Source organism: Mesorhizobium sp. M0778, from assembly GCF_040320105.1.
Taxonomy (GTDB): domain Bacteria; phylum Pseudomonadota; class Alphaproteobacteria; order Rhizobiales; family Rhizobiaceae; genus Mesorhizobium.
Genome location: NZ_JAMYPA010000005.1, coordinates 152,238 through 173,239 on the forward strand (window position 1 = coordinate 152,238; position 21,002 = coordinate 173,239).

Sequence of the window (21,002 nt, forward strand, 5' to 3'; positions counted from 1 at the left end):
AAATGCAAACGGGCGCGACCTTCCGGCGCGCCCGCTTCGATTGCTTTATGCGTTCGACGGAACGCAACCCCGCTTAGGCGGCGTTTTCTTCGCCTTCGCTCTTCTTATCGCGGGCGATTTCCTTGCCGGTGGCCTGGTCGACGACCTTCATCGACAGGCGGACCTTGCCGCGCTCGTCGAAGCCCATCAGCTTGACCCAGACCTTGTCGCCTTCCTTGACCACATCGGAGGTCTTGGCGACGCGATCATTGGCGAGCTGCGAGATGTGGACGAGGCCGTCACGCGGACCGAAGAAGTTGACGAAAGCGCCGAAGTCGGCGGTCTTGACGACCGTGCCTTCGTAGATTTCACCGACTTCCGGCTCGGCGACGATGGTGTGGATCCACTTCTTCGCCGCCTCGATTTCCTTGGCGTTGGCCGAAGCGATCTTGACCGTGCCGTCATCCTCGATGTTGATCTTGGCGCCGGTCTTTTCAACGATCTCGCGGATGACCTTGCCGCCCGAGCCGATCACGTCGCGGATCTTGTCGGTCGGGATGTGCATGACCTCGATGCGCGGCGCGAACTCGCCGAGCTCGGCACGCGCGCCGGACAGCGCATGGGCCATTTCGCCGAGAATGTGCTGACGGCCATCCTTGGCCTGGTCGAGGGCGATCTTCATGATCTCCTCGGTGATGCCCTCGATCTTGATGTCCATCTGCAGCGAGGTGATGCCGTAGGCGGTGCCGGCAACCTTGAAATCCATGTCGCCGAGGTGGTCCTCGTCGCCGAGGATATCGGAGAGCACGGCGAAGCGCTCGCCTTCCTTGATCAGGCCCATCGCAATGCCGGCGACCGGCTTGGCCAGCGGCACACCGGCATCCATCAGCGCCAGCGAGGTGCCGCAGACGGTAGCCATCGAGGACGAGCCGTTGGACTCGGTGATCTCCGAAACGACGCGCAACGTATAGGGGAACTGGTCGGCGGTCGGCAGCATCGGCCGGATGGCGCGCCAGGCGAGCTTGCCGTGGCCGATTTCGCGGCGGCCGGGCGAACCCATACGGCCCGTTTCACCGACCGAATAGGGAGGGAAATTGTAGTGCAGGAGGAACTTCTCCTTGTACATGCCGGTCAGCGAATCGACATACTGCTCGTCCTCGCCGGTGCCGAGCGTGGCGACGACCAGCGCCTGGGTCTCGCCGCGAGTGAACAGCGCCGAGCCGTGTGTGCGCGGCAGGACGCCGACTTCCGAGACGATCTTGCGGACCGTCTTCAGGTCGCGGCCGTCGATGCGCGAGCCGGTGTCGAGGATGTTCCAGCGCACGACCTTGGCCTGGAGTTCCTTGAACACGGTGCCGATCTGTTCGGACGTGTATTTGGCCTCTTCGCCTTCTGCCGGCGCAAACGCGGCCTTGACCTTCGCCTTGACGGCGTCGACGGCGGCATAGCGCTTCTGCTTGTCGGTGATCTTGTAGGCATCGCGAAGCTCGCCTTCGACGATCTTGAGCATCTCGGCTTCAAGCGCGGAATAGTCCGGCGCGGTGAAATCGCGCGGGTCCTTGGCGGCGACTTCGGCCAGCTTGATGATCGCGTCGATCACCGGCTGGAAGCCCCTGTGGCCGAACATGACGGCGCCGAGCATCAGATCCTCGCCGAGTTCCTTGGCTTCGGACTCGACCATCAGCACGGCGTCGGCGGTGCCGGCGACGACCAGGTCGAGCTTCGATTCCTGCATCTCGTCGACATGCGGGTTGAGCACGTATTCGCCGTTAATGTAGCCAACGCGGGCGCCACCAACCGGGCCCATGAACGGCACGCCGGACAAGGTCAGTGCGGCGGAGGTGGCGACGATCGACAGGATGTCCGGATCATTTTCGAGATCGTGCTGGACGACGGTGACAACGATCTGGGTGTCGTTCTTGTAGCCTTCGGCGAAGAGCGGGCGGATCGGGCGGTCAATCAGGCGGGAAACCAGCGTTTCCTTCTCGCTCGGACGGCCTTCACGCTTGAAATAGCCACCCGGGATCTTGCCGGCGGCGTAAGTCTTTTCCTGGTAGTTGACCGTCAGGGGAAAGAAATCGAGGCCGGGCTTCGGCTCTTTCATCGAGACGACGGTGGCGAGAACCTTGGTTTCGCCATAGGTGGCCAGCACCGCGCCGTCAGCCTGACGTGCGATCTTGCCGGTTTCGAGAATGAGCGGACGGCCGCCCCATTCGATTTCCACTTTGTGGTAATTGAACATATCTTGTCCTTCGTATGCGGAAAGGGCCGCGCCGTTTCAGCGTGCGCGGATGCCCCTTTCCCTTGGCTTCCTTTCTCGGGCAGCCACGGGCAAGACAACGGGAAGCTCGGCTATTCGGCGCATTTGCCGCACGAGCGTCCTGCAATCCTGCCCCATGACCGTCCATGGGCGGTTTCGAGTGGCCCTCTGCTGTTTCGAAACCGGGTTGGCCAATCGATCCGACTGGCCTTGCGCGTGAACCCGAAAACCAGGTTTTCGGAAAGTATCCTGCGCAAATCTAAAACTTCAGAGCGTCCTTTGCGCATCCAAACCGGTGCGCGGCGCTCTGCTTTCTTCATTGGAGCCTTGGATGATCCGATGCTCCAATGCGCGACCGGCGGGCTCTCGAAAGAACCCGCCGGTCAATTCGTCAACGGCGCAGACCGAGCTTCTCGATCAGCGTCTGATAGCGCGCGTCGTCCTTGCGCTTGAGATAATCAAGCAGGCTGCGGCGCTGGGAAACGAGAGCGAGCAGGCCACGGCGGGAATGGTTATCCTTCTTGTGGTCCTTGAAATGATCGGTCAGGTTCTTGATGCGCTCGGAAAGGATGGCCACCTGGACTTCCGGAGACCCGGTATCGCCCTTGGCGGTTGCGAATTCGCCCATCAATTCCTTCTTGCGTTCGGCAGTAATCGACATCGTGTTTTTCCTTGTCTGTTTGAGGAAACGGGACGCCCTCAGCCGGGATGTCGTCCAGCAGGGGCCGGTGCAAGCAACGCGTCAAAGCGCGAAGCTGCGGCGCATATAGTGCAATTCCGACAAAAAGGCCAGCCCAATTCACAAGCCGGCTTTTTGCTGCATAAACGGGCACTTCCGCATGGTCAGAGCCATTTCTTCCATTTGAAGTATGCGTAGAGCCCGACCGCAACAATCGCCATGAAGACGAGCGACAGGGGATAGCCGTAATAGGCTTTCAGCTCCGGCATGTTCCAGGGCGAGGTGTCGGGGTCGAAATTCATACCCCATACGCCGACGAGAAAGGTGAGCGGCATGAAGATCACCGAGACGATGGTCAAATAGCTGATGACGTCGTTGGTGCGCGCCTGGCTGAGCGACAGGTGCATCTCGATCAGGCCGGTCAGCATATCGCGCTGGGTTTCGACCAGTTCGATCAATCGCAGCGAATGATCCAGCGTGTCGTTCAGGAATAATTTGGTTTCGGCCTTCACATAAGAGACGTCGTTGCGGATCATGGTCGCCAGCGCGTCGCGCATCGGCCAAAGCACGCCCTTCAGCACATTGGCGTCGCGCCGCAATTCGTGAAGCTGCCGCATCTGGTGCTTGTGCGCCTGGTTCAGCATCTGGTCCTCGATGCTGTCGACCAATTCGCCGGCAGCCTCGATCGGCGGGAAATAGCTGTCGACGATGGCGTCGATCAAAGCATAGGCGAGATAGTCGGCGCCGCGCGAGCGCAAGCGGTTGGGCACCGAGCTCGCGATCCGCTTGCGCACGGGATCGAACGGGTCGCCTTCGCGCTCCTGGAAGGTGACGACGAAGTTCTTGCCGAAGAAGACGGCGATCTGTTCGTAACGATGGGCGGTGACATCGTCGATCATCCTGACGACGACAAAGGCATGGTCCTCGAAGAAATCCACCTTGGGCCGCTGACCGGTGTTGACGACATCTTCCAGCGCCAGCGGATGCAGGTTGAAGATCCCGCCGATCTCCTCGATCAGCTGGATGTTGGCGAGGCCTGTGCAGTCGAGCCAGATGATCGGCCAATTGTGGCAATGGGTGTTGACGTCGTCGATGCTGGCATTGTCGATCGTCTTGAACTTCTCAGGCGAGATCAATGTCAGCCTGAGCTCGGAGCGGCGCGCCGCCGGGTCGGCGATCAGCGTGCCCGGCGAAGCCCCGACCGGTGGCCGCCGTGTTTTGAGCGCCGCTCGCTTGTTGACCGTGTCAGCCTTTGCCATGTGCCCCCTCGAGTGCAGCGTCGAACGGCACTACAGCACAGCGCATCCTTTCGGACGACAAACGACGCCGTAGCCCTGTTGATTTAGCGCATGATCCTTTCCCAAAATAGAATCCGGTTTGGAGATCATGCGCCGGGCGACAGCTGTTACCCGACAAAGACCCGCTTTGGCTTGAACATGCCTTGCTCGATGGCGCCGATGGCGACCAGCTTGCCGCGCGCGGTGGCGCAGGCCTCCTCAGCTTCTACCGGCGCGTCACGGCCGCGAATGATGACCGGATTGCCGAGGCGGATTTTGGTTGCCGCATCGTCGCTGATCGCAACCTGCGGCAAGCATTCGAGCGCCGCGGCGGTGTCGACCAGAAGTGCATCGATGGCACCGAAGTCGATCGGCGCGTCCGCTGCTTGCGAAGCGTCCTCGCTCTGTTCGCCGAAGCGGGCGGCCTCCAGCTCGGCCAAGGTGACGAAATCTCCCTGCGTGAACGGCTCGACCTCGACCCGCCGCAGCTCGGCGATGTGACCAAAACAGCCAAGGTCGCGCCCCATGTCGCGCGCCAGCGAGCGGACATAGGTGCCCTTGCCGCATTCGACCTCGAAGATGGTGCGATCGGCCATGTGCTCGACCAGGTCGAGCCGGCCGATCTCGACCTCGCGTGCCGGAATGTCGACCGTCTCGCCGTCGCGGGCAAGGTCGTAGGCGCGCTCGCCGGCGATCTTGATCGCTGAGAATTGCGGCGGTGTCTGCATGATCACGCCGGTATATTTCGAAAGCAGCGCCAGCACTTCGGATTCGGCCGGACGGAGGTCTGAGCTTTTGGTCGCCGCGCCTTCGAGGTCGTCGGTCGAACGCTCCTCGCCCCAGGCAACGGTGAAGCGGTAGACCTTGGCGCCGTCCTGGACGTAAGGCACGGTCTTGGTCGCCTCGCCAAGCGCGATCGGCAGCATGCCCGACGCCAGCGGGTCGAGCGTGCCGGCATGGCCGGCCTTTTCCGCCAGGAACAGCCATTTGATCTTGGAGACGGCTTCGGTCGAGCCCATGCCGACCGGCTTGTCCAGTACCAGCCAGCCCGAGATCGGCCGGCCCTTCTTCTTGCCGCGACGCGCCACTATTCGCTGTCCTTCCGGTCGTCTTTGTCTTTGTCTTTGTCGTCGGCGCTGAGATCGCGCGCCACTTCGGGCGAGTGCAGCAATTCGTTGATCTTCTGGAAATTATCGTAGCTGGTATCGAGCCGGAAGCGGAATTCCGGCATGTACTTCATCTGCCGCAGCGCGCCGGAGACGCGGCCGCGGACGAACTTGGCATGCTTGTTGAGCGCTTCGACCACCGCACCGGCATCCTTGGCGCCGAGCGGCGAGACGAAGGCGGTGGCGATCTTCAGATCGGGCGACATGCGCACTTCGGAGACCGAGACCACTGTGTTCTCGATCAGCGGATCGAGGATCTCGCCGCGCTGCAAGGTTTCGGATAGCGCATGGCGCACCTGCTCGCCGACGCGCAGCATGCGCTGGGATGGGCCTGACGGGGTCGAACGGGGCATTTTCCTCGGTCCTGAAATCGTGAAGCGCGGGATGGAACCGCGCCGCATGTCTCATATGGTTTGGGCGGCGGCCTTTCGACCACCGCCCGGTCTCAATAGATGCTCGAACTCAAGACGCTCGAACTCAGAGCGTCCTGGTTACCATCTCGACGCGGAAGCACTCGATGACGTCACCGACGCGCATGTCCTCGTAGTTCTGGAAGGCCATGCCGCATTCCTGACCGCCCGGAACTTCCGAAACCTCGTCCTTGAAGCGCTTCAGGGTCTTCAGCGTGCCTTCGTGGATGACGACGTTGTCGCGGATCAGGCGCACGCCCGCACCACGCTCGACCTTGCCTTCGGTGACACGGCAGCCGGCGATCTTGCCGACCTTGGTGATGTCGAAGATCTCGAGGATCTCGGCATTGCCGATGAAGGTCTCGCGACGCTCCGGTGATAGCAGGCCGGAGAGCGCCGCCTTAACGTCATCGACGAGATTGTAGATGATCGAATAGTAGCGGATCTCGATGCCTGCCGCAGCCGCGGCCGCACGCGCCTGCACATTGGCACGAACGTTGAAGCCGATGATCGCAGCCCCCGAGGTCTCCGCCAGCGACACGTCGCTTTCGGTGATGCCGCCGGCGCCCGCATGGACGATGGGGGCGCGCACCTCGTCGGTGCCGAGATTGTCGAGCGCCGCGTTGATCGCCTCGATCGAGCCCTGCACGTCGCCCTTGATGACCAGCGGGAATTCCTTCAATCCGCTGGTCTGCAATTGCGACATCATCTGTTCAAGCGAGCCGCGCTGGCCGGCATGCCTGGCCACCGCCTTCTCGCGCGCCAGACGTTGGCGATATTCGGTGATCTCGCGGGCGCGGGCTTCGTTGTTGACAACGGCGAAGCGGTCGCCGGCCAGCGGCGTACCTTGCAGACCGAGGACTTCCACCGGCATTGCCGGCGGCGCTTCCTTGACCTGATCGCCGCGATCGTTGACCAGCGCGCGCACCCGGCCCCACTCGTTGCCGGCGACGAGAATGTCGCCCGGCATCAGCGTGCCGGTCTGCACCAGCACGGTTGCGACTGGGCCGCGGCCCTTGTCGAGCTGGGCTTCGATGACAACGCCTTCGGCGGTGCGGTCCGGATTGGCCTTCAGGTCGAGGATTTCGGCCTGCAGCAGGATCGCTTCGAGCAACTTGTCGAGATTGATGCCCTTGGTCGCCGACACCTCGACATCCAGCACCTCGCCGCCCATGGATTCGACGAACACCTCATGGCGCAGCAGTTCCGAGCGCACCTTCTGCGGGTCGGCGTCGTGCTTGTCGATCTTGTTGATCGCCACGATGATCGGAACGCCGGCCGCCTTGGCGTGGTTGATCGATTCGATCGTCTGCGGCATCACGCTGTCGTCGGCCGCCACCACCAGGATGGCGATATCGGTCGCCTGGGCACCGCGGGCACGCATCGCCGTGAAGGCGGCGTGGCCGGGCGTGTCGATGAAGGTAATCTTGTTACCGTTCTTCTCGACCTGATAGGCGCCGATATGCTGCGTAATGCCACCGGCTTCGCCGGACACCACGTTGGCATTTCGGATGGCATCGAGCAACGAGGTCTTGCCGTGATCGACATGGCCCATGATGGTTACCACCGGCGGACGCGGCTGCAGGTCCTCGGGACGATCGGCGATGTTGAACAAGCCCTCTTCGATGTCGGACTCGGCGACGCGGCGGACCGTGTGGCCAAATTCGGTCGCGACGAGTTCGGCCGTGTCGGCGTCGATGACGTCGCCAGGCTTCAGGATCTGGCCCTGCTTCATGAAGAACTTGACCACGTCGACAGCGCGCTCGGACATGCGCTGCGCCAGCTCCTGGATGGTGATGGTTTCGGGCAGGATCACTTCACGCATGACTTTCTCGCGTGGCTCATTATGCAACGCGCGCTTGAATTTCTCCTGACGGCGGCGCATCGACGACAGCGAGCGGGCGCGCGCATCCTCGTCGGAAAGCGCCGAATTCAGCGTCAGCTTGCCGCGGCGGCGGTCTTCCTCGCCCTTGGTCGGTTTGGCCGGACGCGCCACTTCGGGCGTGACCAGACGGCGCACTGGTGCGCCGGCACCGGTCCGCTTCGGCTTGACCTCTTCCTCGTCATCGACTGTCGCCAGTTCGGCGGCCAGCGGCGCACGGCGGCGTGCCTCTTCCTCGGCACGGCGGCGGGATTCAGCCTCGGCTTGCAGCCGTGCCTCTTCCTCGGCCTGACGGCGAGCCGATTCCTCGCGCTCGCGGCGGCGGCGCTCCTCGTCCTCGCTGCGGCGCTTGGCCTCCTCGATGGCGCGTTGGCGATCCTCGACGTCACGGACCTTCGAGCCCTCGAGAGCCCGGCGGCGTGCTTCCATTTCCTGGCGCGACAACTCGTTCAGCACCATGCCGCCGCGTTCGACCGGCGGCGGAGGCGGCGGCGCCTTGGGGGCTTCCTGCACGGCAGGCGCTGCCGCGACCGGCTTCGGCGTGAAGACGGACACAGGCGCTGCCGCCGGCTCCGACTTGTCGCCGGGCAGCGAGAACTTGCGCTTCTTGGTCTCGACAACCACCGATTTGGTGCGGCCGTGCGAGAAGTTCTGGCGCACCGTGCCCTGTTCCATACCGGGGCGCTTCAGCGTCAAGGTCTTCTTCGGCGTAACACTCAGCGTCTTGTCGTCGCCCGATTTCGTATCGCTCATTCCATATCCTCTGCGGCATCATCTTCGTCAGCAACGGCCGCAAGCATTGCCAGATCGTCCGGGGAACCGCCCCGATATCGGTCGAGCGCAACCATGCGCTTCTGGACCGCCCTGCCCGCGTCTCCCGCGAGAACGGCAGCATGTATCACATTTGTACCCCCCAATGCCAAGCTCAACTCGGCCTCGGAGAAAAGTTTGTAAGCGCGGATCGCAGGCCCGCCGAGGTGGACGGTTGCCCGTCGCGCCTGGCTTATCTTGCGGACGCCATCGTCGGAAGCCTCGGTCGCGTGGAGCACGAAAAGTGCAAGTCCGCCGCGCACGGCGCTCTCGACCTTGGTCGCTCCGAGCGCTATGGCGCCCGCCTTGCGGGCCAGGCCAAGCATGCCCAGAGCGGACCTGGAAAGCAGCGCGTCGACCATGCCGCCAAGATCGGCTGGCACGGTCACCTGCGCCTTAAAAGCACGGGCAAACAGGTTTTTCGCCGCTGCCTTGTCTATATGTAGGCGGTCGGCGGTCACCCAGCAACCGCGGCCGGGCAGGTTTCTCTTGATGTCCGGAACGACGGCCGAATCCGGGCCGACGACGAAACGGATCAGCTCATCCGGTTCGGCTTGCCTGCGGGTGACGATGCAGGTGCGATCGTTCATCTCGTCCAAGGGCGGGTTCGGTGCGATGCGGTTTCACCTCACGCACCGACGGTTTCGTCAGCCGGCACGCCCTCGGCGGCAAGCTCGTCTTCGGTGATCCAGCCAGCCTTCAGGCGAGCGGCCAAGACCATTTGCTCGGCATCGGCGCGCGACACGCCGTGGTTGGCGAGCACACCCGGGAATACCTTCGTCTCGCCGTCCTTGCGTTCCTTCCAGCCGGTCAGGTCGTCGGCGGCGTAGCCGGCGAAATCCTCGATCGTCTTCACGCCGTCCTCGCCGAGCGTCACCATCATGGCGGTGGTGATGCCGGGAATCTCGCGCAGCTCGTCCTTAACGCCGAGCGCCTTGCGCTTCTCGTCATGCTCGGCTTCGATCTTCTCCAGATATTCGCGGGCGCGGGTCTGGATCTCCGAAGCCGTGTCCTCGTCGAAGCCGTCGATCGACGCGATTTCGCCGGAATCGACATACGCGACCTCCTCGACGCTGGTGAAGCCTTCGGAAGCGAGCACCTGGCCGACCATCTCGTCGACGTCGAGGGCTTCCATGAACAGCGACGACCGTTCAACGAATTCCTTCTGGCGCCGTTCGCTCTCTTCCTGCTCGGTCAGGATGTCGATATCCCAGCCGGTGAGCTGCGAGGCAAGACGGACGTTCTGGCCGCGGCGACCGATGGCCAGCGACAGCTGGTCGTCGGGGACGACGACCTCGATGCGCTCGGCATCCTCGTCGAGCACGACCTTGGCGACTTCCGCCGGCTGCAATGCATTGACGATGAAGGACGCGGCCGAGGGCGACCACGGAATGATGTCGATCTTCTCGCCCTGCAATTCGCCGACGACCGCCTGGACGCGGCTGCCGCGCATGCCGACGCAGGCACCGACCGGATCGATGGAGCTGTCACGGGAGATGACAGCGATCTTGGCGCGCGAACCCGGATCGCGGGCGACCGACTTGATCTCGATGATACCGTCGTAGATTTCCGGCACTTCCATGGTGAACAGTTTCGCCATGAACTGCGGATGGGTGCGCGACAGGAATATCTGCGGGCCGCGTTGTTCGCGGCGCACGTCATAGACGTAGGCGCGGACGCGATCGCCATATTTATAGTTTTCGCGCGGGATCAGCTCGTCCCGGCGGATAATCGCCTCGCCGCGGCCGAGATCGACGATGACGTTGCCGTATTCGACACGCTTGACGGTGCCGTTGACGATCTCGCCGATACGGTCCTTGTACTCGTCATATTGCCGGTCGCGCTCGGCCTCGCGCACCTTCTGCACGATGACCTGCTTGGCCGACTGGGCGGCGATGCGGCCGAAATCCATCGGCGGCAGCTGTTCGGCGATGAAATCGCCGAGCTGGGCGTCCGGATTGCGCTCGCGCGCCGAGGAAATGGCAATCTGCGTCGCGTAGTCGTCGACCTTCTCGACCACTTCCATCAGCCGCTGCAGCTTCATCTCGCCGGTATTCGGATTGATATCGGCCCGGATATTGGTTTCCTGGCCGTAGCGCGAGCGCGCGGCCTTCTGGATCGCATCGGCCATAGCGGCGATGACGATCGACTTGTCGATCGACTTTTCACGCGCGACCGCATCGGCGATCTGCAGCAGTTCAAGCCTGTTGGCGCTTACAACCATCTTCTTTCTCCCGAGCTTGTTGCCGACCTTACGGCCGGCAGCCCAATCACATTTCCTGTTCGGTTTCGTCTTCCGCACCCTCTGGTGCGTCTTCGGGTTCGCCGCGGCGTTTTCTGGCTTCCTTGCGCGCCCGGTTATCCTTCGACAGCGCATCGCGGATAAGATCATCGGTCAGAACCAGCCGCGCTTCGGCAATCGCATCGTAGGGAACACGCACCGTCGGCTCCTCGCCGTAAGCGGCCTTGTCGCGCTCGATCAGCACACCGTCCGCGTCGCTTTCGGCGATCTTGCCCTTGAAGCGCTTGCGGTCGGCGACGAGAACCGACGTTTCCATCTTCACCAGATGGCCGGTCCAGGCTGCAAAGTCCGATTTGCGGACCAGCGGCCTGTCGATGCCCGGCGACGACACTTCGAGATGATAAGCCTTCTCGATCGGATCATCGACATCGAGCGCCGGCGATACTGCCCGGCTGACCTCTTCACAATCCTCGACAGTCATCGTGCCGTCCTCGCGCTCGGCCATGATCTGCAGCGTCAGCCCGTTCTGGCCCGACAGATGCACACGTACCAAGCGGAAACCGATGGCGCGCAGTACCGGCTGAACGATCAGCGCGATGCGCGCATCGATGCCGCTTTCGCGGATGATGCGGTCGTCGCCTTCGCTTGCCGTCACTGTCATTCGGTCCCTGTCGTTCGATTCCTGCTTGGCCGCCAGGTAATAAAAAAGAGCGGGACCGGGTGGACCCACTCTTCGTCATACCGACCAAGAATTTGAAGCTGATATAGACGATCGTGGCCGTCGTTTCAAGCCCGTCGTGCATGACGGCAAGGCTCCGAGTCCGCAGCGCTGCGCCAAATGCATGGCGCCCATGCAGTAATCCTCCTTTGAGCACCGGCAACGCACGACTATCTATGTTGCATTGCACAATTGGAGCGCTCACTACGCTCGGAAGGATCCGATCATGAACAATCGTGGATTTTTTTCAGCCATAGGCGACTTTTTTAGCGTGTTTGGCAGCGCCGTAGCAGCGTCGCGTGCTGTGGAAAACGGTCGCAAGCCGCGTGCGAATGATCTGCGCAATCTGGGCATGGAGCCGGCAGCCTTCGATAAAATCCGCCGCTTCTAAGCCAAGTGAACAGGAGAGCCTTCGGCCGCTCAGCTCGGACTTCCTGCTATTTCCGCACAAAGGTGAGATAGGCGGGCCGTCGGCCCTCGCGAATGGCCTTGGCCTCATAGCGCGTCCCCGGCCAGCCATCATAGGGCCGACGCCAGTCGGCTGCTTCGTTTGCCTGCCACGTGAAGGCGCCATGCGCCCGGCAATGCAGCAGCGTCCAGTTCACATAGCTGTCGATGTCTGACGCAAAGTGGAACTTTCCGCCGTGCTTCAGGACGCGCGCGAAGCGGTCGAGATTGACCGGGCTGACGAAGCGCCGCTTCCAGTGCTTCTTCTTCGGCCACGGATCCGGGTAGAGAAGGTCGATGCCGTCAAGCGAAGCCTGCGGCAGCCAGTCAAGCAGGCGTGTGGCGTCGTCGTCATAGACGCGCAGATTAGCAAGCGGCCGCTCCCGGACCGCCATCATCATCTTGGCCATGCCGTTGACGAAAGGCTCGACGCCGATAAAGCCGGTCGCCTGGCCGGCCGTGGCACGGTGCAGAAGATGTTCGCCGCCGCCAAAACCGATTTCGAGCTGGACAGCGGAAACTTCGGCTTCGAAAAGGCTGGGCAGATCGGCTGGCGGTTCAACCGTCAGATCGAGCCTGTAGGCGGCGAAGCCGCTCTCCAGCGCCGCCGCCTGCTGCGGTCGAATGGTTTTGCCGCGCCGGCGACCGAAAAACGCCTCGGTCGCACGGCTTGGCCGGCCCTTCGGGTCCATAGGCGCCGCGGTTAGGCGGCGACTGCTTCGGCGACCGGTTCGGCGAGAGCGTCCTTGAGCGCCTTGGCGAGATCGGTCTTCTCCCAGGAGAAGGATCCGTCGCGGCCGGCCTTGCGGCCAAAATGGCCGTAGGACGACGTCTTGGCATAGATCGGCTTGTTGAGATCGAGGTGGCGGCGGATGCCGGACGGCGACAGGTCCATCACGGTGCGCAGTGCACGCTCGAGCTTTGCCTCGTCGACCTTGCCGGTGCCGTGGAGGTCGACGTAGATCGACAGCGGCTGGGCGACACCGATCGCATAGGAAAGCTGGATAGTGCAGCGATCGGCAAGCTTCGCGGCAACCACGTTCTTGGCGAGATAGCGCGCCGCATAGGCGGCCGAGCGGTCGACCTTGGTGGTGTCCTTGCCGGAGAAGGCGCCGCCGCCATGGGGCGCAGCCCCACCATAGGTGTCGACGATGATCTTGCGGCCGGTCAGGCCGGCGTCGCCGTCAGGTCCGCCGATGACGAACTTGCCAGTCGGGTTGATGTACCAATTGCAATTGTCGGCGATCTTCAGGTCGCCTAGTGCTTCGCGGATATAGGGCTCGACGACGTTGCGCACCTTCTTCGAATCCCACGTCTCATCGAGATGTTGGGTCGACAGCACGATCTGCGTCACTTCCGCCGCTTTGCCGTCGACATAGCGGACTGTCACCTGGCTCTTGGCATCCGGCCCGAGCCTGCCGGCATCACCGCTGCCCTCATGGCGCGCAGCGGCCAGCAATTCGAGGATCTTGTGGCTGTAATAGATCGGCGCCGGCATCAGGTCCGGCGTTTCGCGGCAGGCATAGCCAAACATGATGCCCTGATCGCCGGCTCCTTCCTCGCCTTGCCGGTCGGAAGCGTTGTCGACGCCTTGGCCGATATCCGGCGATTGGCCGTGCAGCAGGACCTCGATCTTGGCCGTCTTCCAGTGGAAGCCGGCCTGCTCGTAGCCGATTTCGCGGATTGCCTTGCGTGCGACCGACTTGAACTTGGCCGGGTTGACAATCGGATGGCCGGCCGCATCCTTCAGGACGTTGCCCTCCTTGTCCTTCTTGAGCAGCGTCTCGGGGACGCGCACTTCACCGGCGATGACAACGCGATTGGTCGTCGCGAGCGTCTCGCAGGCGACGCGGACTTTCCACGGGTCCATGCCGGTCTTTCTGGCCTCGCGGTAGACGAGATCAACAATCTCGTCGGAGATACGATCGCAGACCTTGTCGGGATGGCCCTCGGCAACGGATTCCGAGGTGAAGAAATAATTGTGCCGCGTCACGGGTGTCCCCTCTTGAAAAAATATCGGCAGGCCGCCGATTTTGGCGCGCCAGTTGTTAACGGTGCCGGGCGCCGCTCGTCAAGTCGTGCAGCCGTTCTAGCATGAATTTTGACGTTATTATCTTTGCGTCCAGAAGACGGCGGCAGGGCGCACTACCCTCATCTCTTGCACTCACAGGCTGAAGAGAACGGTTTCGTGGAAGCATGTCGAGCAAAATCGATCCGCGCGTCGGCGCATCTGCGGAATGCACATCCCACGGTGCACTCAGCCACGAGAAATTGCATGCCCGGCTACGGCCAGTCAATCGACCTCGTCGACGGAGAGCGACTTCACAAGCTCGATGATCTTGCGACGCACTTTCACGTCGGCGATCTTGACGAAGGCGCGGTTCAGCTGGAGGCCTTCCGGGCTGCCGCAGAATTCGACGGCGGAGGTCATCGACGCATCCTCGGCAAATCCACGGTTGCCCACGGCCTCCTGACCGGGCGCATCCTCGAAAAAGAAGGCGACGGGAACGCCGAGTATCGAGGCGATTGCCTGCAAACGACTGGCGCCGACGCGATTGGTGCCTTTTTCGTACTTTTGGATCTGCTGGAACGTTATGCCGAGGTTTTCGCCCAGTTTTTCCTGACTCATTCCCAGCATATTGCGGCGAAGCCGGATGCGGCTTCCGACGTGGATGTCGATCGGATTCGGCTTTTTCTTGTTTTCTTCTGTCATTTTTTCCTCGCCGAATTTTTCCGGCTTTTTCTATTTTGCTGCCCAAACGACGCCGCGGCCCGTGCCCCAACAGAACGACCTTATCGACTTCGAGAATTTTCAGGCGCTTACAGTATGAGTTTCTAATGTGTCGGCTGTCAATTCGCCCGTAGCCTTTGCCTTACGTTCAAAATGCATGCCGCAACGGCAAGCAAAAACATGATCAGCATTCCGTTAATGCGTCGTTGGCCGGAGGAAACGATGGCTTGGTTGGAGATCGGCACACGCACATCGATGGCGCCGCGTGCGTCGATAGCCAGCGCGTCGACGATGCGTCCTCGCGGGTCGACAACGGCCGAAATGCCGTTATTGGCCGCGCGCAACAGGGGCACCCCATTCTCCACCGCCCGGATCTGCGCCTGCCTGAAGTGCTGGTACGGCCCTGGCGTGTCGCCGAACCAAGCGTCATTGGTGACGTTCACAATAAGCTCGGCTGACGTGGCGTCAACCGCGACCAGATCGGGAAAGATGACCTCATAGCAAATAAACGGCAGCGCCCGGATGCCGCCGGGCAGCGTGATCGGGTGCCGCTCATTGCCGGCCGCGAAGGTCATTGGGCCGGCGACAAGCTGCTCAAGCCCAAAGCGGCCGAGCAGATCGGCGAAAGGCAGGTATTCACCAAACGGTACCAGATGAACCTTGTCGACGGCATCGACGATTTCGCCCCTTTCGTCGATCGCCACGACCGAGTTGTAGTAACGGCTTCCGGTCGCCGAGCCGCCTTCCTCGCGAACGACGCCGGCGACCAGCATCTGGCCATCGCCGAGCATCTCTCCGATGGCAGGCAAGGCATCCGGACGTTCGGTGAACAGAAACGGCACGGAGGTCTCCGGCCACAGGATCAACTGCGGCCTGTCATGGCCGGGTTCCGGCGCTTTGGCCGAAAGCCCCATCATGGTGGCGAAGATGCGGTCACGCACCGAGGCATCCCATTTTTCCGTGAGGTCGACGGCAGGCTGCACGATACGGACGTCGAGGCTGCGGGCGGCCGGCTTTTCGGGGGCGGCGAGCCTGAGATAGCCGAAGCCGACATGGGCAACGACCAGAACGACAAGCAATGCCACGCCGAGGCGAAGATGCCGGCGCGCCGCAAGCAGGGCCGGCAGTGCAAAGACGAAGACTGCAAGCGCATTCATGCCGATCATGCCGGTCACCGACACGCTCTGCATCAGCAAAGGCACCGGCATCGCCGCATAGCCGACGGCATTCCAGGGAAAGCCGGTGAACAGGAAGCCGCGCAACCATTCCGCCAGCGCAAAGCCGAAGGCGAGCGCGGCGATGCGGCCGATGTCATTGCTCCACAACAGCCGGGCAACCAGGGCGGCGAAGCCATAGAAGAAGGCCAGCGCGAGGGGGATGCCAACCACCGCGAACGGCAAGGCCCAGGCGAAGCTGTCGGCCTCGACCAGAAGCGCCGAGCCAACCCACCACAGACCGGCAAGAAAGTAGCCGAAACCGAACCACCAGCCGATGGCGAAAGCCGGCAGCAAGCGTCGCAGAAAACCGTCCGAGGCTTCGCCGGTCGCGCCATCGAGAAGCCACACCAGCAGCGGGAACGAAACGAAACAGACGGCGAAGAAATCGTAAGGCGCCTGAGCGAGAACCGCCAGCGCGCCGGCAAGAAACGCCACCAGCGCGCGCCGCCAGCCCCAAAGCAGAATTATCCGGCCGGCCTGGCGCTCCATCTATGCTTCCGAGTCGTGCGAATCAGGAAGCAAGATTTATCAGGCCGCGGCCTTGGCTCCAAACCGGATAAGAGCGAACAAGTCCGCTCATAGCTATCGATGCCAGCCTTCGATCTTCAGTCCGCCCAGCCGCTCAGCCTCTTCGCGTGGGACGGAGCGGACAGTCTGGGAAAAGGTCCAGACATGGCCTTCAGGATCGCGCGCCCTGTACTGCCGTTCACCGTAGAACTGGTCGGCAGGCTCCTCGACGATCTCGGCTCCCGCCGCCCTTGCACGATCACAGTGGGCATCTATCCCGTCCTTGAGGCGCGCATGGACCGACTGCGTGTTCTTGCCTGCAACTGAAGCCGGGCTGGCTATATGGTCGGCCCATTCGGAATCGATGATGATATAGCCGTCGCCGAACCGCATCTCGGAATGGACGAGCCTGCCATCGGTATCGCTGACCACCATGCTCGGCTCGAAGCCGAAAGCCTTTTCAAGCCATGTCAATGCGGCCCGCGGATCCTGGTAGAAGACGCCGGAGCCCAGTGTCGAGTGCTTGAACGGGTCCTCAATCGGCATCGGGCGAGCCGCGTCCTTCAAGCCTGCTCGGTGCGGGCGGCGCGGCGGCGGCGCTCGCCCTTCAGGGTTTCGACTATGCGCACGCGCTTGACGCGGCGTGGGTCGGCGTCGAGCACATGGAACTCGAAGCCGGGTATGGCCTGCACCACTTCGCCGCGCGCCGGCACCCGGCCAAGCGTGTTGAAGATCATGCCGCCGATCGTGTCGACATATTCGCCGTGCTCGCCGGCGGCGAAATCCTCGCCGATCATCTTGGCGACATCGTCGATCTCGGCCTTGCCGTCGACGATGAAGACGCCTTCGCCGGCCTGGGTGATCATCGGCTCGTCGTCGTCGTGCTCGTCCTCGATGTCGCCGACCACCATCTCGACGATATCCTCGAGCGAGACGAGGCCGTCGGTGCCGCCATATTCGTCGATGACCAGCGCCATCTGGGTGCGCGTCGTCTGCATCCGCCCCATCAGGTCGGAGGCGAGCATCGACGGCGGCACGAACAGCACCGGTCGGATCAGGTTGAGATCGCCGATGGTGCGCGCCAGATCGACCTGGGCGAGATCGAGAACCGTTGCGACCGCGGTTTTCCTGGTCGTCCTGCCCTTTCGGACGCGGGCGACCTTGGTGATGTGCGCCAGCACGTCGCGGATATGGACCATGCCGCGCGGGTCGTCGAGCGTCTCCGAATAGACCGGCATGCGGGAATGGCCGGACTGTTCGAAGAGCCCCAGAAGATCACCCAGCTTCGTGGTGATCTCGACCGCCTCGATGTCGGCGCGCGGCACCATGACGTCCTCGACGCGCACTTCGCGCAGACGCAGGATATTGTTGAGCATGGCGCGTTCGCCGGGCGAGAAGGATTCCGCATCGCTCGCCGTTTCGGCAAGCGCACCGGCAATCTCCTCGCGCAGGCTGGTGCCGTTGCGGTGCCTGAAAAGCCCGAGCACGCGATCGAACAGGGAAGGACCGGCAGGCGATGCCTCGCTGGCGAAGCTGCCGGTCGTGGTACTCGGACTCGAGCCCTCTTCCGTCGTTTCGGAAGGCTTGATCGCACTGCCGGCATCGGGGCGGGCGGCAGTCTCTGGTTTGTCGTTCATCATCGTCCGGTCAATTGATCTTTTGTAATTACGTGTAGGGATCGGGAATGGCAAGCCTCGCAAGTGCTGCGCGCTCTGTCGCTTCCATCAGTTCCGCTTCGGCGTCGGTTTCGTGATCGTAGCCCAGCAAATGCAGCAGGCCATGGATAACGAGATGGGAGATATGGTCCTCGACCGGCTTGTCTTCCAGTGCCGCCTCGCGCGCGACCGTCTCGGCGGCCAGCACGATGTCGCCGAGCATCGGCGGCAGCGGCCCGCCCCGGGCAAACGGAAAAGCCGGAAAAGACAGGACGTTGGTCGGCTTGTCCTTGCCGCGCCAGCCGGCATTGAGCGTGCGGATATGGGCATCGTCGGAAAAGAGGATGCTGAGCTCGGAACGCCCGTCCGCACCGGTTTCGGCAAAGGCGGCCGAGACGGCATGGTCGACCAGCCGCGTCAGCGTCGTCTCGGCGGGCCAATCTCCGGCCTCGATCGCGATATCGATCTCGACGGGAAGCGGCCCCCCCGCCTTTTGCTCCTCAGCCATGCGGCCGCATAATCATATCAGCCTTCGACACCCAAGCCCCTGGCCAGCTTGCCGTCGCGGTCGTAGGCCTTGACGATCTCGGCGACCAGCGGATGCCTGACGACGTCGCCTTCGTTGAAGCGGACCGTCACCATGCCGGTGACGCCGTCGAGGATTCTCAGCGCCTCGACCAGGCCGGACTTGGTGTTTGGCGGCAGATCGATCTGGGTCGGATCGCCGGTGACGATCATGCGCGAGTTCTCGCCGAGCCGGGTCAGGAACATCTTCATCTGCATGGGCGTGGTGTTCTGCGCCTCGTCGAGGATGACGGCAGCGTGCGCCAGCGTACGGCCGCGCATGAACGCCAGCGGCGCGATCTCGATGACCTCGGCGGCAATCGCCCGCTCGACCTTGTCGGCCGGCATCATGTCGTAGAGCGCGTCATAGAGCGGCCGCAGATAAGGATCGACCTTCTCCTTCATGTCACCCGGCAGAAAGCCAAGCCGTTCGCCGGCCTCGACCGCGGGGCGCGACAGCACGATGCGTTCGACCATGCCGCGTTCGAGCAGCATTGCCGCATGCGCCACCGCCAGATAGGTCTTTCCGGTGCCGGCCGGGCCGATGCCGAAGACGAGTTCCGACCGCTCCAGCGCGCGCATATAGGCGTCCTGGTTCAGCGAGCGGGCATAGATCGTCTTCTTGCGCGTCGATATCTGGGCGGCAGACACCTTGCCCTTGCGCTCCAGTGTCGGCAGCGTCAGTTGGTCGTCGGCGGCGATCGCCATGCGCACAGCGCCGTCGACATCGGACTGGCCGATATCGGTGCCTTTCTGCAGAATTCCGTAAAGATTGTCCAAGGCGCGGCGTGCCTGCTCGGCCGCCGAGGAAGAGCCTTTGATGGTTAATTGATTGCCGCGCGAGCGGATGTCGACGCCGAGCTTCTGCTCGAGTCTGGCCAGATTCTCGTCGAATTGGCCGTAAAGGGCGCTGGCAAGCTTGTTGTTGTCGAAAGTCAGTACGATGTGCGCCATATCCGAGGCCCCCGAGGGTAGGTTCTGGGGCAGGTTCTTCACTTCAGCAGCGCTCAACCGTCTCTCCTCATCTGCCGAGACCTTCAGGCCAATTCGGCGAACAGGCTGTTGTAGCCCGTCTTCGTGATTCGTACCTGGATAATGTCACCGATTTCGCCGGCCATTTCATCAACAATAACCGGCTGCAGCCAGGGCGAGCGGCCAACCTTCTGACCGGCCTGGCGGCCCGGCTTTTCGATCAGCGTGTCGATGGTCCTGCCGATCAGGCTTGCGCCGAAATCCTGCTGCTGTTTCAGCAGTAGCGCCTGCAGCCGCTGCAGGCGCTCGTCCTTGACGGCCTCCGGCACGTGATCACTCATCTCGGCGCCCGGCGTGCCGGGGCGCAGCGAATATTTGAACGAAAAGGCCGAGGCATAGTTGACGTCTTGGACCAACTGCATGGTCGCCTCGAAATCGACTTCCGTCTCGCCGGGAAAGCCGACGATAAAATCGCCCGACAGCGCAATGTCGTTCCGTGCGGCACGGATGCGGTCGATCAACGTCAGATAGTCCTTGGCCATATGTCTGCGGTTCATCGCCTTGAGTATGCGGTCGGAGCCGGATTGCACCGGCAAATGTAGATAGGGCATCAGCGTAGGCAAATCACGATGGGCGGCGATCAATTCATCGTCCATGTCGCGCGGATGACTGGTTGTGTAGCGCAGACGCGCCAGGCCCGGAATCTCGGCCAGCCTGAACAGCAGCCGGCCAAGGCCCCATTCTGCGCCGTTTTCACCTCTTCCATGCCAGGCATTGACGTTCTGGCCGAGCAGCGTCACCTCGCGCACGCCGGCATCCGCCAGGCGCTCGGCCTCGGCGACGATCTGTGCTACCGGCCGCGAGACTTCCGAGCCGCGTGTGTAGGGCACGACACAGAAGGTGCAGAACTTGTCGCAGCCTTCCTGAACGGTCAAGAACGCCGTCACGCCGCGCCTGATCAGTTCGGCGCGCTTCGGCTGCGGCAGATGCTCGAACTTGTCCTCGACGGCATAGTCGGTCTCGACGATCTTTTCGCCGCTCCGCGCCCTCGCCAGCACACCGGGCAGCCGGTGGTAGGTCTGCGGGCCGATGACCAGATCGACGGCCGGCGAGCGGCGGATGATCTCGGCACCCTCGGCCTGCGCCACGCAGCCGGCGACGCCGACCAGCATTTCGCGCCCGGCCTTAGCACGTTCCGCCTTCAACTCACGGATGCGCCCAAGTTCCGAATAGACTTTTTCCGCCGCTTTCTCGCGGATGTGGCAGGTGTTGAGCAGCACCAGATCGGCCTCGCCGATAGCGTCTGTCGCGGCATAGCCGTCGGCCGCCAGCGCATCGGTCATGCGCTGCGAATCGTAGACGTTCATCTGGCAGCCATAGGTCTTGACGAAGACCTTTCTGGTCGCGGCAGGCAGAACGACTAGGTTTTCGGCGGCAGCGCCGATGTCGTCGCGTTCTATCGTGTTCAATTCCATTTCGCGGCTTC

At 62.7% G+C, this 21,002-nt stretch carries 19 protein-coding genes; 1 reads left to right on the forward strand and 18 read right to left on the reverse strand.

Going from position 1 to position 21,002, the window contains the following annotated elements:
• Nucleotides 1–73 precede the first annotated feature (73 nt).
• From pnp to rimP, 9 genes are all read right to left on the reverse strand, one after another.
• Nucleotides 74–2,221 carry a polyribonucleotide nucleotidyltransferase gene (pnp, locus tag NKI22_RS09565; protein WP_023719557.1) on the reverse strand — a complete coding sequence of 716 codons (2,148 nt, stop codon included), beginning with the start codon at nucleotides 2,219–2,221 and terminating at the stop codon, nucleotides 74–76.
• Nucleotides 2,222–2,630: 409 nt separating this feature from the next.
• Nucleotides 2,631–2,942: a 30S ribosomal protein S15 gene (gene rpsO, locus NKI22_RS09570; protein WP_280940423.1), complete on the reverse strand. Its 312-nt coding sequence runs from the start codon at nucleotides 2,940–2,942 to the stop codon at nucleotides 2,631–2,633.
• Between the two features lie 140 nt (nucleotides 2,943–3,082).
• Nucleotides 3,083–4,177 carry a magnesium/cobalt transporter CorA gene (gene corA, locus NKI22_RS09575; protein WP_023719558.1) on the reverse strand — a complete coding sequence of 365 codons (1,095 nt, stop codon included), beginning with the start codon at nucleotides 4,175–4,177 and terminating at the stop codon, nucleotides 3,083–3,085.
• Nucleotides 4,178–4,323: 146 nt separating this feature from the next.
• Nucleotides 4,324–5,283, reverse strand: a complete 960-nt coding sequence (truB, locus tag NKI22_RS09580) for a tRNA pseudouridine(55) synthase TruB (protein WP_023719559.1) — start codon at nucleotides 5,281–5,283, stop codon at nucleotides 4,324–4,326.
• Nucleotides 5,283–5,714, reverse strand: a complete 432-nt coding sequence (rbfA, locus tag NKI22_RS09585) for a 30S ribosome-binding factor RbfA (protein ID WP_023719560.1) — start codon at nucleotides 5,712–5,714, stop codon at nucleotides 5,283–5,285. Before rbfA ends, truB begins: the two co-directional genes overlap by 1 nt.
• Before the next feature lie 124 nt (nucleotides 5,715–5,838).
• Complete coding sequence (gene infB, locus NKI22_RS09590; protein ID WP_352958385.1) at nucleotides 5,839–8,406, reverse strand: translation initiation factor IF-2; 2,568 nt, start codon at nucleotides 8,404–8,406, stop codon at nucleotides 5,839–5,841.
• Nucleotides 8,403–9,053 carry an RNA-binding protein gene (locus NKI22_RS09595; protein ID WP_023719562.1) on the reverse strand — a complete coding sequence of 217 codons (651 nt, stop codon included), beginning with the start codon at nucleotides 9,051–9,053 and terminating at the stop codon, nucleotides 8,403–8,405. The genes infB and NKI22_RS09595 overlap by 4 nt, the downstream gene beginning before the upstream one ends.
• Nucleotides 9,054–9,091: 38 nt before the next feature.
• Complete coding sequence (nusA, locus tag NKI22_RS09600) at nucleotides 9,092–10,687, reverse strand: transcription termination factor NusA (protein ID WP_023719563.1); 1,596 nt, start codon at nucleotides 10,685–10,687, stop codon at nucleotides 9,092–9,094.
• Nucleotides 10,688–10,733: 46 nt separating this feature from the next.
• The gene (gene rimP, locus NKI22_RS09605; RefSeq protein WP_023719564.1) at nucleotides 10,734–11,366 is read right to left on the reverse strand and encodes a ribosome maturation factor RimP; all 633 of its coding nucleotides are present in this window, start codon (nucleotides 11,364–11,366) and stop codon (nucleotides 10,734–10,736) included.
• Between the two features lie 283 nt (nucleotides 11,367–11,649).
• On the opposite strand from rimP, the gene NKI22_RS09610 reads away from it, so the two are divergent.
• Nucleotides 11,650–11,814, forward strand: a complete 165-nt coding sequence (locus NKI22_RS09610; protein WP_023719565.1) for a hypothetical protein — start codon at nucleotides 11,650–11,652, stop codon at nucleotides 11,812–11,814.
• Between the two features lie 46 nt (nucleotides 11,815–11,860).
• Here NKI22_RS09610 and trmB read toward each other — a convergent pair whose 3' ends face one another.
• From trmB to miaB, 9 genes are all read right to left on the reverse strand, one after another.
• Nucleotides 11,861–12,562: a tRNA (guanine(46)-N(7))-methyltransferase TrmB gene (gene trmB / locus NKI22_RS09615; RefSeq protein WP_023719566.1), complete on the reverse strand. Its 702-nt coding sequence runs from the start codon at nucleotides 12,560–12,562 to the stop codon at nucleotides 11,861–11,863.
• Between the two features lie 11 nt (nucleotides 12,563–12,573).
• On the reverse strand, nucleotides 12,574–13,863 hold the full coding sequence (metK, locus tag NKI22_RS09620; RefSeq protein ID WP_023719567.1) for a methionine adenosyltransferase: 1,290 nt from the start codon (nucleotides 13,861–13,863) through the stop codon (nucleotides 12,574–12,576).
• 300 nt (nucleotides 13,864–14,163) lie between these two features.
• Nucleotides 14,164–14,583, reverse strand: a complete 420-nt coding sequence (locus NKI22_RS09625) for a helix-turn-helix domain-containing protein (protein WP_023719568.1) — start codon at nucleotides 14,581–14,583, stop codon at nucleotides 14,164–14,166.
• A gap of 137 nt (nucleotides 14,584–14,720) precedes the next feature.
• Nucleotides 14,721–16,307 carry an apolipoprotein N-acyltransferase gene (gene lnt, locus NKI22_RS09630; protein ID WP_023719569.1) on the reverse strand — a complete coding sequence of 529 codons (1,587 nt, stop codon included), beginning with the start codon at nucleotides 16,305–16,307 and terminating at the stop codon, nucleotides 14,721–14,723.
• 93 nt (nucleotides 16,308–16,400) lie between these two features.
• Complete coding sequence (locus tag NKI22_RS09635) at nucleotides 16,401–16,871, reverse strand: VOC family protein (RefSeq protein ID WP_023719570.1); 471 nt, start codon at nucleotides 16,869–16,871, stop codon at nucleotides 16,401–16,403.
• 17 nt (nucleotides 16,872–16,888) lie between these two features.
• Nucleotides 16,889–17,962 carry a hemolysin family protein gene (locus NKI22_RS09640; RefSeq protein WP_352483241.1) on the reverse strand — a complete coding sequence of 358 codons (1,074 nt, stop codon included), beginning with the start codon at nucleotides 17,960–17,962 and terminating at the stop codon, nucleotides 16,889–16,891.
• A 28-nt stretch (nucleotides 17,963–17,990) separates the two neighbouring features.
• Nucleotides 17,991–18,488 carry an rRNA maturation RNase YbeY gene (gene ybeY / locus NKI22_RS09645; RefSeq protein WP_352483242.1) on the reverse strand — a complete coding sequence of 166 codons (498 nt, stop codon included), beginning with the start codon at nucleotides 18,486–18,488 and terminating at the stop codon, nucleotides 17,991–17,993.
• Between the two features lie 17 nt (nucleotides 18,489–18,505).
• The gene (locus NKI22_RS09650; protein WP_023719573.1) at nucleotides 18,506–19,498 is read right to left on the reverse strand and encodes a PhoH family protein; all 993 of its coding nucleotides are present in this window, start codon (nucleotides 19,496–19,498) and stop codon (nucleotides 18,506–18,508) included.
• Nucleotides 19,499–19,581: 83 nt separating this feature from the next.
• Nucleotides 19,582–20,991, reverse strand: coding sequence for a tRNA (N6-isopentenyl adenosine(37)-C2)-methylthiotransferase MiaB (gene miaB, locus NKI22_RS09655; protein WP_352641431.1), 1,410 nt, complete (start codon nucleotides 20,989–20,991; stop codon nucleotides 19,582–19,584).
• Nucleotides 20,992–21,002: the final 11 nt, after the last annotated feature.

Bases quoted from the DNA above. Each gene is read 5' to 3' on its own strand.
- pnp (WP_023719557.1), bottom strand. From the start codon at position 2,221: ATGTTCAATTACCACAAAGTGGAAATCGAATGGGGCGGCCGTCCGCTC.
- corA (WP_023719558.1), bottom strand. From the start codon at position 4,177: ATGGCAAAGGCTGACACGGTCAACAAGCGAGCGGCGCTCAAAACACGG.
- rbfA (WP_023719560.1), bottom strand. From the start codon at position 5,714: ATGCCCCGTTCGACCCCGTCAGGCCCATCCCAGCGCATGCTGCGCGTC.
- infB (WP_352958385.1), bottom strand. From the start codon at position 8,406: ATGAGCGATACGAAATCGGGCGACGACAAGACGCTGAGTGTTACGCCG.
- NKI22_RS09595 (WP_023719562.1), bottom strand. From the start codon at position 9,053: ATGAACGATCGCACCTGCATCGTCACCCGCAGGCAAGCCGAACCGGAT.
- nusA (WP_023719563.1), bottom strand. From the start codon at position 10,687: ATGGTTGTAAGCGCCAACAGGCTTGAACTGCTGCAGATCGCCGATGCG.
- rimP (WP_023719564.1), bottom strand. From the start codon at position 11,366: ATGACAGTGACGGCAAGCGAAGGCGACGACCGCATCATCCGCGAAAGC.
- NKI22_RS09610 (WP_023719565.1), top strand. From the start codon at position 11,650: ATGAACAATCGTGGATTTTTTTCAGCCATAGGCGACTTTTTTAGCGTG.
- trmB (WP_023719566.1), bottom strand. From the start codon at position 12,562: ATGGACCCGAAGGGCCGGCCAAGCCGTGCGACCGAGGCGTTTTTCGGT.
- NKI22_RS09625 (WP_023719568.1), bottom strand. From the start codon at position 14,583: ATGACAGAAGAAAACAAGAAAAAGCCGAATCCGATCGACATCCACGTC.
- lnt (WP_023719569.1), bottom strand. From the start codon at position 16,307: ATGGAGCGCCAGGCCGGCCGGATAATTCTGCTTTGGGGCTGGCGGCGC.
- NKI22_RS09635 (WP_023719570.1), bottom strand. From the start codon at position 16,871: ATGCCGATTGAGGACCCGTTCAAGCACTCGACACTGGGCTCCGGCGTC.
- NKI22_RS09640 (WP_352483241.1), bottom strand. From the start codon at position 17,962: ATGAACGACAAACCAGAGACTGCCGCCCGCCCCGATGCCGGCAGTGCG.
- ybeY (WP_352483242.1), bottom strand. From the start codon at position 18,488: ATGGCTGAGGAGCAAAAGGCGGGGGGGCCGCTTCCCGTCGAGATCGAT.
- NKI22_RS09650 (WP_023719573.1), bottom strand. From the start codon at position 19,498: ATGGCGCACATCGTACTGACTTTCGACAACAACAAGCTTGCCAGCGCC.
- miaB (WP_352641431.1), bottom strand. From the start codon at position 20,991: ATGGAATTGAACACGATAGAACGCGACGACATCGGCGCTGCCGCCGAA.